This window comes from Colwellia sp. MB02u-14 (assembly GCF_014076915.1).
Lineage (GTDB): Bacteria > Pseudomonadota > Gammaproteobacteria > Enterobacterales > Alteromonadaceae > Colwellia_A.
This window is the reverse complement of record NZ_JACGUX010000006.1, coordinates 146,492-162,392: the sequence shown is the minus strand read 5'-3', so window position 1 is coordinate 162,392 and position 15,901 is coordinate 146,492. Positions and strand designations below refer to the sequence as shown.

The window sequence follows — 15,901 nt, the reverse complement described above, 5'->3', positions numbered from 1 at the left end:
TACTTTGAAAAACAGTGCACTAATGCGCTACTGCTTAAGAAAACCAAGATGATGTGGCACATCACTCTTGGCTTGATTCGACATGGTTACTTTAACCGAAGAAAACTCCCTACGAGCTGGATAAGTTTTTCTGATATGGTCAAAGCCATGACTTAAAACTGTTTGTCTGAAAATTCCATCATCACGGCGTACATCGTAAACCATTTTTACTAGCTGGTTTAGTAGTATTTGCTCGAACGGTTGATTAATTTCAACTTCGGTTATTGACGCTCGTGGTAAAAAATCACTTAACTGCTTATCTACCGGTATTTCAAGCTGCTTACATAATGCCTGATAGAGTATTTCCGTACCACGTGCTTTTCCTTCTAAGCTATAACCAGCAATATGTGCAGAGGAGATTTCAGTATAGGCAATAAGCTCGTGTAATATATTGGGTTCATTTTCCCATACATCTAAAACAAGCTTTACCCCATGCCCCTGCTTTTTTAGCGCCAGTAACGCTTTATTATCGATAACCTCACCACGACAAGCGTTAATTAGAATTTGGTGATCATTGAGTTGCTTTAATCGATTTTCGTTGAGTAGGTGGAAAGTTGGATGGTCGCCATTCTCCACAATAGGCACATGCAATGAAACTACATCACAAGAAAGTACGTCTTCGAGTGATGAATAATGATGCTTGTCTTTACTGTTTTTTTTCTGTTGAGCTTCAAGTATAGGATCGCAAATTAAAGCCTTAATACCTAACGCTGATAACTTTTCGCTTAACCGAGTACCAGTATTACCACCACCAACAATTCCTATGGTTAACGATAACAAGTCAATTAAGTAACGTTCTGCTAAGACAACCAAAGCACTGATCACATATTCAGCAACTGAAATTGCATTACAGCCAGGAGCAGAAGTAAACGTAATGCCTCGTTCACTTAAATAGTTTTGATCAATATGGTCAACACCAATCGTTGCCGTACCGACAAACTGACAAGTTGAATTACTGGCCAATAACGCTTGATTAACTTTAGTTATCGACCGTACTAATAAAACATCAGCACTTTTCGTTTGTTGGGCGGTTAACTCACGACCAACAAATGCGTGTAATTGACCTAAGTCGCCAAAAAACGCTTGGGCAAAGGGCATATTTTCATCGTAAAAAATATTCATGGTTTAGAGGCTTAAGGTAATTATTGAACAGATGAAAGCTATTGTAGCTTAAATGCAAAAAAGCCACTATAAAGTGGCTTTTTAAATAAAAAAATATTAATCGTTATTTGTATTTTTGCATAACTAAAGTCGCGTTAGTGCCACCAAAACCAAAACTGTTAGACATAACCAAGTTAAGGTCTACGTCACGTTTTTCTGTAACAATATCTAAGCCTTGTGCTTTTTCATCTAAATTATCAATATTGATAGACGGCGCAACAAAGCTGTTTTCCATCATTAATAATGAATAAATAGTTTCGTGAACACCTGCAGCGCCAAGTGCATGGCCTGTCATTGCTTTAGTTGCACTGATCGCTGGAGAATCTTTGCCAAACAATTCTTGAATGGCACCAAGCTCTTTAACATCACCAACTGGTGTAGAAGTACCGTGTGTGTTTAAGTAGTCAACTTTACCTTCAACACCTTGCATGGCTTGTTGCATACAACGCACAGCGCCTTCGCCACTTGGAGCTACCATGTCATAACCATCTGAAGTTGCGCCGTAACCGACAATTTCAGCATAAATATGTGCGCCACGTGCCAATGCATGTTCAAGCTCTTCAACAACTACCATACCGCCGCCACCAGAAATAACAAAACCATCACGATCGCTATCGTAAGTGCGTGAAGCTAATTCAGGTGTGTCGTTACGACCCGCAGATAATGCGCCCATTCCATCAAACATCATCGCTAAAGACCAATGAACTTCTTCACCACCGCCAGCAAAAACAATGTCTTGTTTGCCCAGTTGAATAAGTTCCATTGCATGGCCAATACAATGCGCGCTTGTTGCACAAGCTGAACTGATTGAATAGTTAACACCTTTAATTTTAAATGGCGTAGCTAAACAGGCTGAAACGGTACTGCCCATCGTTTTGGGAACAGCATAAGGACCGACACGACGAATACCACGGCTACGTAGTGTGTCAGTAGAAATAACGATATTTTCTGATGAAGCGCCACCTGAGCCAGCAACAATGCCAGTACGAAAATTTGAGACTTGATCGTCTGTTAATTTTGCATCAGTAATGGCTTGTTCCATCGCGATGTAGGCATAACCTGCGGCGTCACCCATAAAACGAAATGCTTTACGATCAATATGATCTTTAGGCTCAATCGTTGGTTTGCCCCAAACATGGCTTTTTAAACCTGCTTCTGCAAAGCTTTCCGACTGACTAATACCTGAACGGCCTGCTTTAAGAGATGATAAAACTTCTTCCGCATTGTTACCGATACTCGATACAATGCCTAATCCGGTGATCACTACACGTTTCATTTGAATAACCATTTAAAAATTGAAAAATCAGGCATATCATACAGAAATTTGCCCATAAACTGGTCTGCTCAGTGTACACGTGTACACTGGTTTTTACAATTTTATGACAGATACTTTTAATTTACGCTAAAATACTATCTTTAGCGCTTGAAAACCAATGGATTTAATAAATACTTGTGATTAAACAACAAAAAAATTTAAATACGCCGCTTGAAAGAAAAGGCTATCAAATTAGACCCGTTATTAAGCAACCCGAAAGTGTTGCTATTATTGGTGGTGGCGTTGCTGCTGCTTGTGTTGCTTATGCGTTGACTCAAAAAAATATCAAAGTAACACTTTATTGTAAAGATAAAGAAATTGCCCAAGGCGCTTCGAGTAATCATGTCGGTGCATTATTTCCACTTATTCATCAACAAGTTGATGATATTAGCTTATTTTACCAACAGGCATTTTGGCATGCACTAAAATGTTATAAAGATTTATACAGCAAAGGGTTTGTTTTTAGTCATGATTGGTGTGGCTTACTTGAAATTTCCTACAAAACAGCTTTAGAAAAAAGACAAGAAATTTTCGAGCAAACCAACCCTTGGTCAAAAGAATTAATTACCAGTATAAATGCAGAGCAAGCATCGCTATTAGCCGGTATTACACTTGAACACGGTGGGTTGTTTATGCCCAGCGCTGGGTGGATAGCACCCGGTGAATTAGTTCAACAGCTATTTAGTGCGGCACAGCAAACTCAGCGGTTGTCGATAAAAAATCAAGTAAACATTACCGCACTTAACCAGCAAGACGACGAGAGTTGGCAGCTAACTACAAACAAAGGCATAATAAATGAAAAAGTTGTTATTTTTTGCGGCGGTGCTGAATCTATTAAACTCAATATTATTGATGAATTACCACTGAGTTCTGTGCGTGGTCAAATAACAAATATGGCAACGAACGAGCAGATTAAAAACCTATCTACCGTTATTTGCCACAAAGGTTATCTAACACCTGCACACCAGCAACAACATTGCATCGGCGCGACATTTGAAAAAGACAGTTTCGATATTGTGGCAACAGATGCTGGCGATCAATATAATTTAACCATGTTAGAAAAGTGCCTGCCTAAATTAATATCATGGCGCGAACAAGACGTTACCTCGAGTAAAGCTCGTTTACGCTGTATGACACCAGATCACTTACCGGTTGTGGGCGCTATGCCTGATATAGCCCAGCATAAAAGCAGCTACGCCCATTTAGCAAAAGATAAAAACTGGCGTTATCAAGAACCTGCACCTGTGATTAAAAATCTATACGTACTTACCGGTTTGGGTGCTAGGGGCTTATGTACTGCGCCGCTATTAGCCGATATTTTGACTGCTGATTTAACGGGGGGCGAATATCCTGTTGGCAAACAAGAACTTTTTAACTTATCACCCAACAGGTTTGTTATTCGCGATATTATTCGTCGTAAATATTTATAGTATTTAATAAAGGCTGTTATTACTAAACTGATACAAATGATTGTTTAAGGTCTAGCCAATAGTCTTGTACTATTTTTCTATCTTGTGGGCTTAACTCAGTACGAGCGGCTTGTAGTTTTTCATCAATGCTTGTTGCAAGTGCGGGCGAAAGTACCTGCGATTCGTCACCAAATTCAATGACCGACAAGCTGATAAAACCACGTAAGTAGCTACTGGCAAATAATTGGTCATCACTGATATCTTCATCAAATAAATTATCTAAATATAGATAAAATGCGGCAATATTTTCAAACGATTTTTTTTCTTTAATTGACATAGTTCTACTTATTTTTCAGTGTTAAATTTTATGAGTGGCTTAGCAACATTATCTTCAAAATATTATCATCAGAGAATACTTTCAAAAGAACATATTGAAAGCACGTTATTGTGGACTTGCCACAGGATACAATACTTGATCGTTATAACCGGTTATTACCGGTAAATAACCTGATAGCGCTATATCTAAATCGCTGTCACCAGTATCAGCTATCAAAGGTCTTGATGATAAGGCGGATAATTTGGCTTTCGTAGCAATAATTAAAATATTTTCTTTCCCAATAGCGCGGATCACTCTTGGGCTGAGCTGTTGATTACCGCGGCCAAAAATATGTCCTTGTCCACCAATCAACGTGATCACCAATTTAATCGTTTTAGTCTTTGATTTAGCACGAGCGATTGCTTGCCATAATTGAGGTTCAGTCACATCACTCGCCAGTAAACTTTGTTGTTCAACAAGATCAACCCCAAGCAATGTATTCTCTAACGCCAATTCCTCCATTAAAAATGCCGTCGTTGAACCTGAGCCGATAACAAAGAGATCATCATCCATTTCATTAATCACATGGGCTGCAATATCTTGCAGTACTAATTCATCAAGCTCTTTCCCCCCCGACTTTACCGCTTGTACAAACCGTAGTTCAGCAGGGATTTGCATCTCACCATATCGTTTAGCTTTAACAATACCATCTCGAAAGAGTGATTCATCAATATCCATCACATCAGCTTCGGTGAGTGTTACTAATTGGTTGGTGATCATCATTTCAACAACGCGTCCAGCCGCTTTAGGCGTAACCGCGTAAACACCAGAGTGAATTTTACACCCTGCTGGAATACCTAATACTGGACATTTATCTCCCACTATTTTACAAACATTTCGTGCGGTGCCATCTCCGCCTGCAAATAATAATATATCAATGTTTTTAGCCAATAAAGCCTGTACGGTATTTTCGGTATCTTCAGCCGTTGTATGTTCAGTATCCCTGGTTTGAAAAACAACTTCAGTGGTAAAGCCAAGCGCTTTAGCGGTTTTTTCTCCCATAAGATCATTCGCACAATAAATGGTTATTTGATCCCGATATGGTAGAAGAATAGATAGCGCTAAACTTGCCCGTTGGTTTGCTTTTGCTGTAGCACCAAGTGCTAAGGCTTTTTCTGCAATGTCGTCACCGTCACTACCTTTTAGTGCAACACTGCCGCCAATGCCTGCAATAGGGTTGATGATAAAACCTAAACTAAATTTTCTCACTATTTATCCTATTCATCGCTACAACACAAAATGTGTACGGGTTAATGGTAATGGCGTTTGATAAAAGTTTGCCAATGCGACAATGAATTTTTGTGCATCATTTGGAAAACCTGAATTTAAGTAATGTATTACTTGCTGATAAACCGCGCGTTTAAAAGCTATACGATCGGTAGTGCCCATTCCCGATAAGTTGTCTATTGAAACATCAAAGCATTTCCCTGTTGACACACTAAGGGCCCACTCAATTGCTTGTGGTTTAATTTCTACTTGTTCAAATTGTTCTTGCTGTATTTGATCTCGCCCATCAGGGGTATACCAATAGCCAAAATCTTCTTTTAATCTTCGAGCAGGTCCCGCTAAACACCAATGTGCGATTTCATGCAAAGCGCTGGCATAAAAACCATGAGCAAAAATTATTTGGTGATACTCGCACACATCATCTGCAGGGGAGTATAAAGGTTCGTCCCCTCCTTTAATCAAGCGAGTATTAGTACAGGCACTAAATGTGTCATTAAAGATGTTAATTAAATCTCGGTATTGTTCAGGCATCTATGGGTTCTGGCATTTATAGCGTAAGTAAAATTGACAACGTATTCTAACCAAAACTCTTTAGGCTTGCACTGGCTATTTTCATTAAACTACACTTTTAAATAACGAAGTAAAGTGAACAATAGTCGCTTGTTTGAGACGTGATTTATTTTATTTAAAATCTTTATTATTTTATAACGACATTTAGTTTTTAATTTGTTATCTTGATATAGCAAATGCTAATTTATTGTTACATCTTAAGACGATAAATATGTCATACCTTATCGCCTAGATAAGCAAAAAGGACTCAATAATATATGGATAGGGATAGGGATAAAGTATGGGTCCAATAAATGGAGTTAAATTCAACGCCTTTTTTTTAATTAATAGCGCCGAAAATAAGATAACAGAAAATGCACTTCATCATTCTACTCTTCAATTTACAGATTTAGTTAAAACGTGTGATATCGATATAATCTCAGCAAAAAATTTACCCAGCATTGATCAATCTAAAGACTTTGATTTGATTTTTATTGATGTAGATAGTTTTAATTTTACTGATGACATACCCTGTGAAATACAGAGGCTTGCGAACAGTACACGGGTTGTTTTATTTAATGCAATAGACAACATATATCATGAAAAAAAACTATTAATATCAAACATTGCCGGTATTTTTTATCGAAAGGATCCTCTTGATATGATCTTACGTGGCATCACAAAATTACAAAAAAATGAGCGATGGTTTAAGCGAAAAACAATGAACAGTGCACTGAGCGAGTTACTTATTAAAGTGAATAAGTCAAATCAGCTTCCTGATAATAGCCAACAACAATCAATAAGTTTACCTAGCCTAACACGCCGGGAGAATACCATTATAGGCTTAGTTTCACGTGGTGCAAAAAATCAAGAAATTGCAGACCAACTCCACATTAGCCCCAATACAGTAAAAACTCACCTCTATAGTATTTTTCGAAAAACGAGTTCGCGAAATAGAATTGAGCTGATAAGTCGAACACAACATTTTATACCCACGATAAATTAAATACGAATGTTAAAAACCACACAAAAAAGCCAGTGATTAATCACTGGCTTTTTTGTGTGCATTTATCATTATTATGTGTCAGCACGCCATACTTTGCGGGCGATACCTTTCACTACTAATTCGGTAATGGCTTTTTCAATCGCTTGTTGTACACAGACATGCATTGGCTCGTTTTCACTAAAGCCCCCTTCCATCTCAGCTAAACGTTTAAAGCTAACATAGCGAAAAAAACCAGCACGAACTTCTTGGCTCAAAACCTTTTTACTGGTTGATACCGACACAAGAACTTGCCCTGTGCGAACGTCAACCGCACGCATATAAACCGTTATTTGGTCTTCACGATAAAGCTCTGACGCACCAATACCAAAATATTCCGCACCAAACCCACCGGTTTTAGTATTAGAGTCATAGCTAATAATTCCACCTTCAAGTAGTATTTTCGCGGTAGTCAGTGGTGGTAACTCAATATTTTCTGTCGCTTTATTTGCTTGATTAGCCGCACGGGTAATTTTTCGCTCGGTTAACACATTTTGCAAACCTTCACGTTCTACCGGTAAAAACCAGTCAGAATCACTTAATGCTTGCATCAAAATTGACGTTGCCCCTTGCGTTACTGCCGTCGAAAATGAGCTTACATTCGCTTGCGGTTTATATTGTCCTGTTTGGTCTCGATAAGCGTACACCGACACAGGTATTGCACCTTTAGGTTTAGGTAATGCTTTGAGTTCTTTAAAGCTTTCTAGGGGCAACATTTTTGTCGCAAACGACTGCTTTGGAGGAAATAAATTACTCGCAGAATCCAGTACACTACAAGCCGACAAAAGGCCAACAAGGCTCACGATTATAATTTTTTTCATCTGATTATCCAAACTTCGGTATTTCAATTATGGTCACTTTCCCTGTCAATAAATCAGTAATTTCTATAGTGATACTGTCACTATTAGCAGACAAAATATCAATTTGATAATCGCCACTAATAAAGGTGCTATCTTCTCCATTATTGAATTCCGCATTTTCGCCTAATACGGTATCTTTATATTTACTGACAATATCACTGAGTGTCGCACGTTCAAGGGCATCGGATACCTTTTCCTCAAAACTTTTCTTGCTCTGAGCGGCTTTATGTTTATTTTGCGCTTGTGCTTTACCTAATAGAAAACTGCCGTTTAACGCACTGCCTCCAAAACTTGGATTAATAGGTGTGTATACTAACTCTGAACTCACTGCGTAACTGCTTACGCTAATATGAGCCACTAAAGCTATAATTAATTTTTTCATGATTACCTCCCTTTAATTACCAACCATTCCCAACCATATCAACACTATTTTGACTATATTGTGTCTGTGACATGGCATCAATCAATATAAATATCGCTTGTTCTACTTTTTCTTTAACGGGTGATTGACGGCGCCCAAAATGAGTAACATAAATTATGCGACCATTAAGCAGTAGACTAAGTTTAGTGCCCGCTCTTGGCACTATTTGCTCAATTATTTGAGCATTTATGCCTTGTTTATTTGGAATATCATGCCACAGCTGACTAAATTTAAAATAGAAATCATGGCCTAAACGACTCTTGGTATTATCAAGGAGTAAACCTCCAATTTCTACTTCGCTTGTCGCATGACACAAAGGTGTAAATAACAGGGTGAATATTACTCCCCATAAGCATTTATATTTAGGCATATTATAATAGATAAAAAGGGGCTTTAAGCCCCTTATTAACACTTAAATTAATAGAGAATTATTGTTGCACAATTACTGCAGTATTCCAATCACCCACTTGCGTAATAGAAACAACACCAGAGTCACTGATAAATGAACCTTCAACAATGTTACCATTACCTACTTGACTTATATTAAATGCGATATTAGCACCTCCAATAAGCATAGTTTCACCACCTTCTCCAGTGATTAAGTTTTCATCGCCTATTTGTTCAATACCAATTTGGTGGTTGCTACCTTCAACTAAAATATCCAAGGCATTCAACTCACCCGTTTGAGTGATATCAATAGTATTAGCATTACTGTTGATAATAGTACTTAGCATAACCACCGCATCGTTAGCGAAACCCGTTTGAGCAATTTCAATATCATTTTCGCTTGTGGTCAACTCATTGTTGTCAGTTGAAGCCTCTAAAACAACAACATTTTCATCACCTGCTTGCATCACGTCAATATTATTGTTGTTGCCGTTAAAATTAACTACGTGACTTTCGTTCAAACTGCCCAATTGTACTGAAGTGTATTCATTATTATTGCCAATGGCACCAATGTAACTGATATTGCTATCACCAACTTGTACATAGTTAAAATCGTTGTCATCACCGATCACATCAAAACTAGCAGCGTTTGCGTTGCCGTTTTGCATAATATCCGTAGTGTTAGCAATACCTGTATAAATAGATGATTCAGCTGTATTATTATCACCTTCTTGATCGATAGATATTTCGTTTTGATCACCATCAACTGAAGCAATAGTTACTCGGTTACGCGCCCCCTCTTGTTCGATAGCAAGTTCGTTAGCATCACCTGTGATCGCTGAGACAGTCGCCACACTCCAATAACCGTCTTGAACAGCTTCAACAATATTGTTGTCACCCCGAATACTGGTAATATAAGTTTCATTCCATTGACCATCTTGTACAATATCGATCGTATTATTAGAGCCGGTTAACTCTGAGTTAATTGCCCAATGACCGCCTTCGCCTTGGTCAACAACAACTATATTACTGTCGCCAACAACTTCATTAATAGCGCGATTACCAAAACCTAAATAACCAGTACCTAACTGAGTCACTTCAATAGCGTTTTCATCACCCGTAACGTTATTCTCAGTTTCGTTAATATCACCCTCTTGTTCTACGAACAACTCATTATTGTTGCCGACATATGTGCCAACCGCTAAGTTGTCATTACCTACTTGTACTATCTCAGCTATATTGCCTTCACCGATCACCGTAAAGCCAGAGCCGTTAACATCACCTTCTTGAAGAATGATTGTTTCGTTACCTAAAGCAGCACCATCAGTAGAGGTTTGTGACAACATAATCACATTACCTACTGCATTAGCCATTAGATCTGATTGAATAATAACCGCTTCTGTTTTTCCCTTTGTTTCTTCACCAGCGAATGCTGTTTGATTTAGGCCAAGAGCCATAACAACAGCGCAAGTGATTAATGATTTGTTAAGTTTCAAAATATATCCTTATTTTTATTTTTTAATTTATGTGAGTAAACAATCGGCTCACAAAGATGATTAATCGATAAGCAGCTTTTGTCTTATCTGTAATGGCGTTTTGTATTCCCATAGATGTTTGACAATAATAACGAATAGTATTATTTAAATGATTTTTCAGTGAAGATAAGGACTTAATCGTAAATACCTTTATCCGTTTTCACTGTAATAAGCAGGCTTTATTTATTGATGTAAAATCTCACTTTATGAGCTTTTACATCCGCTTATTAAAAAAGACTAAACAATGATAAATAAGCACTTTGTATAGGTTCATATCACAAACCTAAAAAATCTAAAGAAACTCAATTCGTTTTACTACGTTGCATTAAAAACTGTACGTTATTTCCCAACAAATGAAAATCACCCTATTTTATCATTCCAATAAAACCATAAAAAACAATAAATTAAATAAAAAAACAACAATGAAAAAATAAAAAATCAAACCTCTCATAAAAAAGGACTACAAAGGTCACTTAAAAAACGAAGCCCAAAAAGTAGTAAAAAAGTAGTAAAAACGATAAATACACACACCTAAAGTAATGAAAAAGTCGTGTTTGTTACATTTTAATAGTCACAACCCTATTTTTATGAGTAAAGTAATAAGGTTGCGTATACTCATAGTAAGCAAAAATTTTTAAATAAAGGAATGTAGCCTAGTCATTATCTTTAGGCTAAAAATAATTTGAACAAAATACTAAATAAACATGGAGCAAAACATGAAAACAAAATTATCAGCTTTAACATTGGCGTTACTGCCTTTGTTCGCTAATGCATCATTAGACCTTAGCTCGAAAGAAGGTCTTACTTATAAATCAGACTCAATAATTGTTGTCTATAGAGATAGCGCATCTAAATTTGACCGTCGTGCTGCTCGCAGCATAGTGCGAGCTAAAATTTCTGATTTAAACAATGACGAAATTGATGATAAATATCGTAACTTGAAAGAAGGTCGTATAGCGAAATTTACCCTTGATAATATTTCAGTAAAAAGTGCGCTTGAAAAACTCCGTAAAAATCCTGCTGTTTTATATGCAGAGCCTGATTACATCGTTCATGCAAGCGTTATACCTGACGATAGTAGCTTCGCTGACCTTTGGGGCATGAACAATACAGGTCAATCAGGCGGTGTTGCAGATGCAGACATTGATGCACCTGAGGCATGGGATATATCAACAGGTAGTCATGATGTGATCGTGGGAGTTATTGATACCGGTGTTGATCATACACACCCTGATTTAACGGCAAATATCTGGTCTAACCCTGGCGAGATCGCTGGTGACGGCATTGATAACGATGGCAATGGCTACATTGATGACATTCATGGCATTAACGCTATTAGCGGCGTAGGTGATCCAATGGATACCGGAGGACACGGTAGCCATGTTTCAGGTACGATTGGCGCATCAGGCAATAACGGTTTAGGTGTTGTGGGTGTTAACCACGATGTCTCTATTATTGGTTGTAAATTCCTTGGTGATCAAGGCGGTACTACTTCAGATGCAATAGCCTGTATTGATTACTTTGTCGGCTTGAAAAATAACGGCGTAAACGTCCGGGTAACCAACAACAGTTGGGGTGGTGGTGGATTTAGCCAAGCACTTTCTGACGCAATAACCTCTTCTGAAGAAGCAAACATTTTATTTGTCGCTGCAGCCGGTAACGATGCATACGACAACGATGCGCAAAGCAGCTACCCTTCTGGCTACCCACATGACTCAGTATTAGCGGTAGCAAGTACAACGCGTACTGATAGTATGTCTAGTTTTTCACAATGGGGCTTAACCACTGTTGATTTAGGTGCACCAGGCTCAGATATTTTATCAACAATACCCGGTGGTGGTTACGCATCATATTCAGGCACTTCGATGGCGACGCCACATGTTACCGGCGCAGCTGCTTTAGCATGGTCAGTAAACCCTGAACTGAGTGCGATAGAAATGAAAGCACTCTTAATGAGCTCTGGTGAGGATAACGCTGCACTTGCAGGTAAAACAGTATCAGGAAAACGCTTGAACGTTAATAATGCACTAAACGATGCTAATCCAACACCAGGCTTTACACTTGCAGCAACACCGGGTTCAAACACTATTGAAGCTGGTGCAACCGCAACTTACAGCTTTAACGTTGGTTCTGTTGCCGATTGGGACGGTGAAGTTAGCTTAACTTTAGATGGCTCACTTGCTGGGGCAACATTATCTACAGATACGGCTACACCAGGAGCTACGTTTGAACTGAGTGTACCAACAACAGCGGAAACACAATGGGGTGAATATACTTTTGTGGTAACGGGAACAAGTGATGATTTAGTTAAAGCATCTACTGTTCGCTTAATGGTTAATCCACAAGGGTTGAACGAGTTTACTTACACGAATGATGAGGTTGTTAGTATTCCTGATAACAATGCAGAAGGTATTTCTTCAACCATTAATGTTGCAGATGAACTTACCGTTTTTGCTTCTGATATTTATGTAAATATTACTCATACGTGGATTGGCGACTTAACCGTCATGTTAACATCTCCTTCAGGGACTACTGCACCACTGCACAGTGCATCAGGTGGCGGCGACGATAACATTGATAGTACCTTTAGCTCTTCCGCTTTCAACGGCGAAGTAGCCACTGGTGACTGGATATTAAGTGTTGCTGATAATGCAGCGGCAGATACCGGCACATTAAACAACTGGGCACTGACTATTACTGGTATTGGTGAAACACTTCCTAGCGCACCGCAAGCGAGCTTTACTTATGAAGCAGACGGTCTAACCGCTACATTTACTGATAGCAGTAGTGATAGAAATGACGATATGGTTAGCTGGGATTGGAACTTTGGTGACGGTGCTATATCGAGCGCACAAAACCCTGTACATTCTTTCGCAGCAACGGGTAACTATGAAGTTACACTTACCGTAACGGATAGCGAAGGTTTAAACAGTACAGAAAATATGCTGGTAAGTGTTTCATCAGTCAGTATTGAAGCCGCAGTTAAACGTGCATACAAGTCTCGTTTAGGTCGCTTACGTGTTGATATTACTTGGGAAGGCACTTCAGCTGATAGGGTAGATATTTTCCGTAATGGTGTAAAAATTGATACGGTCGAAAATACGGGTATTTACCGTGACCGTGAACGTCGCGCAACGGGTAACCAATTCGTTTATCAAATCTGTGATGCATCAACAGCTTGTTCAAATGAAGTAACCGTTAACTTCTAAGCTTTATTTAAGAGAACATGATTAGGCAATAAAAACACCAGAAAATAGTTGTAACACCGATATATTAAGTATTACAGACTGATGTTCTAGCTAGCTAACAATCCCTAACAATTAAAACTGTTAGGGATTTTTTATTTTAATAAGAGATTGATATTCAGTTAAATAAGGTAATAAATACGGTAAACAGACACATCTATAGACATGACTTGCAGGCCCATGAGTAGGTATTTTCAGAGATTTTTAATATGTCTATGATTTATGGCTATTGAGGGCGTTATGCTCGTAATTATGTCTATAGTTATCAAGCGAACCATTACATTAGGCTTGCCAATAGTAAATTAGGATCACTTTGTGCGCATTGCGGAAATTAGCAACTAATTAATCCTAACGTCCGCTTCAAGCTCAAAGCAGTCAGTCGATTTTTCCATGATTTTATGTCAATACCTGACCTAAAGCAGATATTAAAAAAACAGTTACCACTCTAAATTAATTGTGAGGAATTGTTTTTATTGAGCGGTCAAAATAGATTAATTATTAAGACTTGAAGCCATAGTCACTTGTTATGCGGCAATCACTACGTTTTATTTGTTTTCTCCAAATAAAAATTTCCCGGTATGCCAAACAGATCGACCAAAATTATGAATGAGTTGCTCACCTTGCCTCATAAAAGAATTGCCTTGTTCTACGCCTGCAAGCTTTATGGCATCTCCAATTTTTGATCCTGTTGGGTGAGCATCACCAACTCTCATATCATATGCACCCGCGATACAGCTGAATACTTCTTTAGCTTTATCTACTCCTATTTTCTGAGCCAAAATATCTTGAAGTAATTTATTTGAACCAAGTTTTTCTTTATCTGAATGTGTCGAAAGTTTACGCAGTTCACGTACGTTTAACCTATCGGAAAATACTCGGACTATCTCCTTAGCCAACCTAAGTAATGTAGCTTGATCTTTACTTGCAAAACGCGTTACAAGTTGCTTCGTTTCTAAGTCATTAATATCTTGCTTAAATAGGGAAATGCCAAATTGGTGCTGAAAACCGCCTTCTAGTAGGCGCATACTTTCGAATAATATATCTTCTACAGCATTAGTTGAAGCAGGCTTAGCATTTACTTGTGATTCTAGTAATTCACTTGATACTTTTCCTTCAGGAACAACATTTTTAGCCGCCCACATATGTTGTTCCCATGACGATAGACGTGCTATATCACAAGCGTAAACTGTAATTAAATCAGATGAATTTATTCCGAAATGAATAGAACGTCCAGACGTAGAAGTGAGTCCACCAGTTTCAGCTGTGTACCACTTTACTGAAAAGCCTTGAAGGGCAACAAAATCATTGATAATTGAAGATCTAAACCAAAGCCAACGCCCTATATCCTCATCATTTAGTTCCGCAGATGTCATTCTTTCACCGTCAGTTTCTACGATAAAATTAGGTAATGTATTATCAACATCTCCACGGACACGCATACTTACTCCGCGATGTTCTATCCATTCATCTCGCCAAAACTCACCTTCGATTCGAATACCTTCAAATCCGTCATGATTTCCAGACGATTGTTCAAATTCGGTATTATCATTATCTTCCGGTCCCATGACAGGAGCATCTTCATCTTCGTCAACATCAGTTCTCCATACTCTCATTGCTGACCAACTTCCACCATAAACATCTTTTAAACTACGGATTAGCAACTCATATCGACCACCATCGCGCTGTTCTTTTTTATCCTCTAGTTGCCCATACTCTCCTCCTTCAAGTTGAGAAACATTCTCAACTCTTTGGCGATAATAAGACATTCGAAGTGATAGGTTTCTAGCTGCTAAATAGTCAATCAAAAACTCTCGTTTAATCTCGATTCTTTGATGATTTCCTTTTTCATCAACAAACTCTCGAACTACCACAGTAAAGTTTTCCTCTGGTCTTACCCAATTATCACCATCTTTTATTAGGTTAAGAGCAACAACAATGTCAGGGTTAAGAATCCAACATCTTCGATCAACTACTGGTTGATAATGTTCGAAAACAAGCTCAATTCCAATTGGTTCTTTATCTTGGTATTCGTATTGTTCTATAGATGAATAATGACCGTCTTCATAGGCGTATGGTTTAGCACTGTGCCCAATTCCAATATCACTCCAACTAAGATTTTCAGCTATCTCACGCTTTTCTGGTGGAAACGCAACAGACCCAGCTCCAAAATACTCACTAATATGACCGATTTTTGTCGAGTCACCTTGTTCGTTACTATTTGAAGCTCGTAAAGGAATCCATGTTGCTTTAGCAAAATTTCTACGAGTTTCTTTTGTTTGGAGAATCCATTCTTTTTTCATTATTATTAATTCGCTTAATTATGATGTTCAGTATG

At 38.3% G+C, this 15,901-nt stretch carries 13 protein-coding genes; 3 read left to right on the top strand and 10 right to left on the bottom strand.

Translation table 11 applies throughout. The features are described from left to right. Window positions 1–27: 27 nt before the first annotated feature. Together H4J52_RS02140 and fabB are read right to left on the bottom strand one after the other, a co-directional pair. Entirely contained in the window at window positions 28–1,161 is a 1,134-nt protein-coding gene (locus H4J52_RS02140) for a 4-phosphoerythronate dehydrogenase (RefSeq protein WP_182178071.1), read from the bottom strand. A 103-nt stretch (window positions 1,162–1,264) separates the two neighbouring features. Beyond that, entirely contained in the window at window positions 1,265–2,476 is a 1,212-nt protein-coding gene (fabB, locus tag H4J52_RS02135; RefSeq protein ID WP_182178073.1) for a beta-ketoacyl-ACP synthase I, read from the bottom strand. Between the two features lie 176 nt (window positions 2,477–2,652). On the opposite strand from fabB, the gene mnmC reads away from it, so the two are divergent. Then, entirely contained in the window at window positions 2,653–3,945 is a 1,293-nt protein-coding gene (mnmC, locus tag H4J52_RS02130; RefSeq protein ID WP_310649615.1) for an FAD-dependent 5-carboxymethylaminomethyl-2-thiouridine(34) oxidoreductase MnmC, read from the top strand. 22 nt (window positions 3,946–3,967) lie between these two features. Here the strand turns inward: mnmC and H4J52_RS02125 are convergent, their stop codons facing one another. The 3 genes from H4J52_RS02125 to H4J52_RS02115 all read right to left on the bottom strand — a co-directional run bounded on the left by H4J52_RS02125 (window position 3,968) and on the right by H4J52_RS02115 (window position 6,058). Then, window positions 3,968–4,261, bottom strand: coding sequence for a YfcL family protein (locus tag H4J52_RS02125; RefSeq protein ID WP_182223192.1), 294 nt, complete (start codon window positions 4,259–4,261; stop codon window positions 3,968–3,970). Window positions 4,262–4,366: 105 nt separating this feature from the next. Continuing rightward, window positions 4,367–5,509 carry an ATP-NAD kinase family protein gene (locus H4J52_RS02120; protein ID WP_182178076.1) on the bottom strand — a complete coding sequence of 381 codons (1,143 nt, stop codon included), beginning with the start codon at window positions 5,507–5,509 and terminating at the stop codon, window positions 4,367–4,369. Window positions 5,510–5,527: 18 nt separating this feature from the next. Then, window positions 5,528–6,058 carry an elongation factor P hydroxylase gene (locus H4J52_RS02115; RefSeq protein ID WP_182178078.1) on the bottom strand — a complete coding sequence of 177 codons (531 nt, stop codon included), beginning with the start codon at window positions 6,056–6,058 and terminating at the stop codon, window positions 5,528–5,530. Between the two features lie 319 nt (window positions 6,059–6,377). On the opposite strand from H4J52_RS02115, the gene H4J52_RS02110 reads away from it, so the two are divergent. Next, entirely contained in the window at window positions 6,378–7,082 is a 705-nt protein-coding gene (locus tag H4J52_RS02110) for a response regulator transcription factor (protein WP_182178080.1), read from the top strand. A 71-nt stretch (window positions 7,083–7,153) separates the two neighbouring features. Here H4J52_RS02110 and H4J52_RS02105 read toward each other — a convergent pair whose 3' ends face one another. From H4J52_RS02105 to H4J52_RS02090, 4 genes are read right to left on the bottom strand one after another with little or no spacing between them, the layout of a single operon-like run. Next, the gene (locus H4J52_RS02105) at window positions 7,154–7,939 is read right to left on the bottom strand and encodes a CsgG/HfaB family protein (protein ID WP_182178082.1); all 786 of its coding nucleotides are present in this window, start codon (window positions 7,937–7,939) and stop codon (window positions 7,154–7,156) included. A 4-nt stretch (window positions 7,940–7,943) separates the two neighbouring features. Continuing rightward, complete coding sequence (locus tag H4J52_RS02100; RefSeq protein ID WP_182178084.1) at window positions 7,944–8,360, bottom strand: curli assembly protein CsgF; 417 nt, start codon at window positions 8,358–8,360, stop codon at window positions 7,944–7,946. A gap of 16 nt (window positions 8,361–8,376) precedes the next feature. Then, window positions 8,377–8,769, bottom strand: coding sequence for a CsgE family curli-type amyloid fiber assembly protein (locus H4J52_RS02095; protein WP_182178086.1), 393 nt, complete (start codon window positions 8,767–8,769; stop codon window positions 8,377–8,379). A 58-nt stretch (window positions 8,770–8,827) separates the two neighbouring features. Then, complete coding sequence (locus H4J52_RS02090) at window positions 8,828–10,282, bottom strand: curlin (RefSeq protein ID WP_182178088.1); 1,455 nt, start codon at window positions 10,280–10,282, stop codon at window positions 8,828–8,830. A gap of 755 nt (window positions 10,283–11,037) precedes the next feature. Between H4J52_RS02090 and H4J52_RS02085 the strand changes: the two genes are divergently transcribed. Beyond that, on the top strand, window positions 11,038–13,530 hold the full coding sequence (locus H4J52_RS02085; protein WP_182178090.1) for a S8 family serine peptidase: 2,493 nt from the start codon (window positions 11,038–11,040) through the stop codon (window positions 13,528–13,530). 581 nt (window positions 13,531–14,111) lie between these two features. Here H4J52_RS02085 and H4J52_RS02080 read toward each other — a convergent pair. Continuing rightward, a complete protein-coding gene (locus tag H4J52_RS02080) occupies window positions 14,112–15,866 on the bottom strand; it encodes a hypothetical protein (protein WP_182224150.1) in 1,755 nt (584 codons plus the stop codon). Window positions 15,867–15,901: the final 35 nt, after the last annotated feature.

What these genes read in the sequence shown, in the direction of transcription:
- H4J52_RS02100 (WP_182178084.1), bottom strand. Translation starts at nt 8,360, where the DNA reads ATGAAAAAATTAATTATAGCTTTAGTGGCTCATATTAGCGTAAGCAGT.
- H4J52_RS02085 (WP_182178090.1), top strand. Translation starts at nt 11,038, where the DNA reads ATGAAAACAAAATTATCAGCTTTAACATTGGCGTTACTGCCTTTGTTC.
- H4J52_RS02115 (WP_182178078.1), bottom strand. Translation starts at nt 6,058, where the DNA reads ATGCCTGAACAATACCGAGATTTAATTAACATCTTTAATGACACATTT.
- H4J52_RS02105 (WP_182178082.1), bottom strand. Translation starts at nt 7,939, where the DNA reads ATGAAAAAAATTATAATCGTGAGCCTTGTTGGCCTTTTGTCGGCTTGT.
- H4J52_RS02110 (WP_182178080.1), top strand. Translation starts at nt 6,378, where the DNA reads ATGGGTCCAATAAATGGAGTTAAATTCAACGCCTTTTTTTTAATTAAT.
- H4J52_RS02095 (WP_182178086.1), bottom strand. Translation starts at nt 8,769, where the DNA reads ATGCCTAAATATAAATGCTTATGGGGAGTAATATTCACCCTGTTATTT.
- fabB (WP_182178073.1), bottom strand. Translation starts at nt 2,476, where the DNA reads ATGAAACGTGTAGTGATCACCGGATTAGGCATTGTATCGAGTATCGGT.
- H4J52_RS02080 (WP_182224150.1), bottom strand. Translation starts at nt 15,866, where the DNA reads ATGAAAAAAGAATGGATTCTCCAAACAAAAGAAACTCGTAGAAATTTT.
- H4J52_RS02125 (WP_182223192.1), bottom strand. Translation starts at nt 4,261, where the DNA reads ATGTCAATTAAAGAAAAAAAATCGTTTGAAAATATTGCCGCATTTTAT.
- H4J52_RS02140 (WP_182178071.1), bottom strand. Translation starts at nt 1,161, where the DNA reads ATGAATATTTTTTACGATGAAAATATGCCCTTTGCCCAAGCGTTTTTT.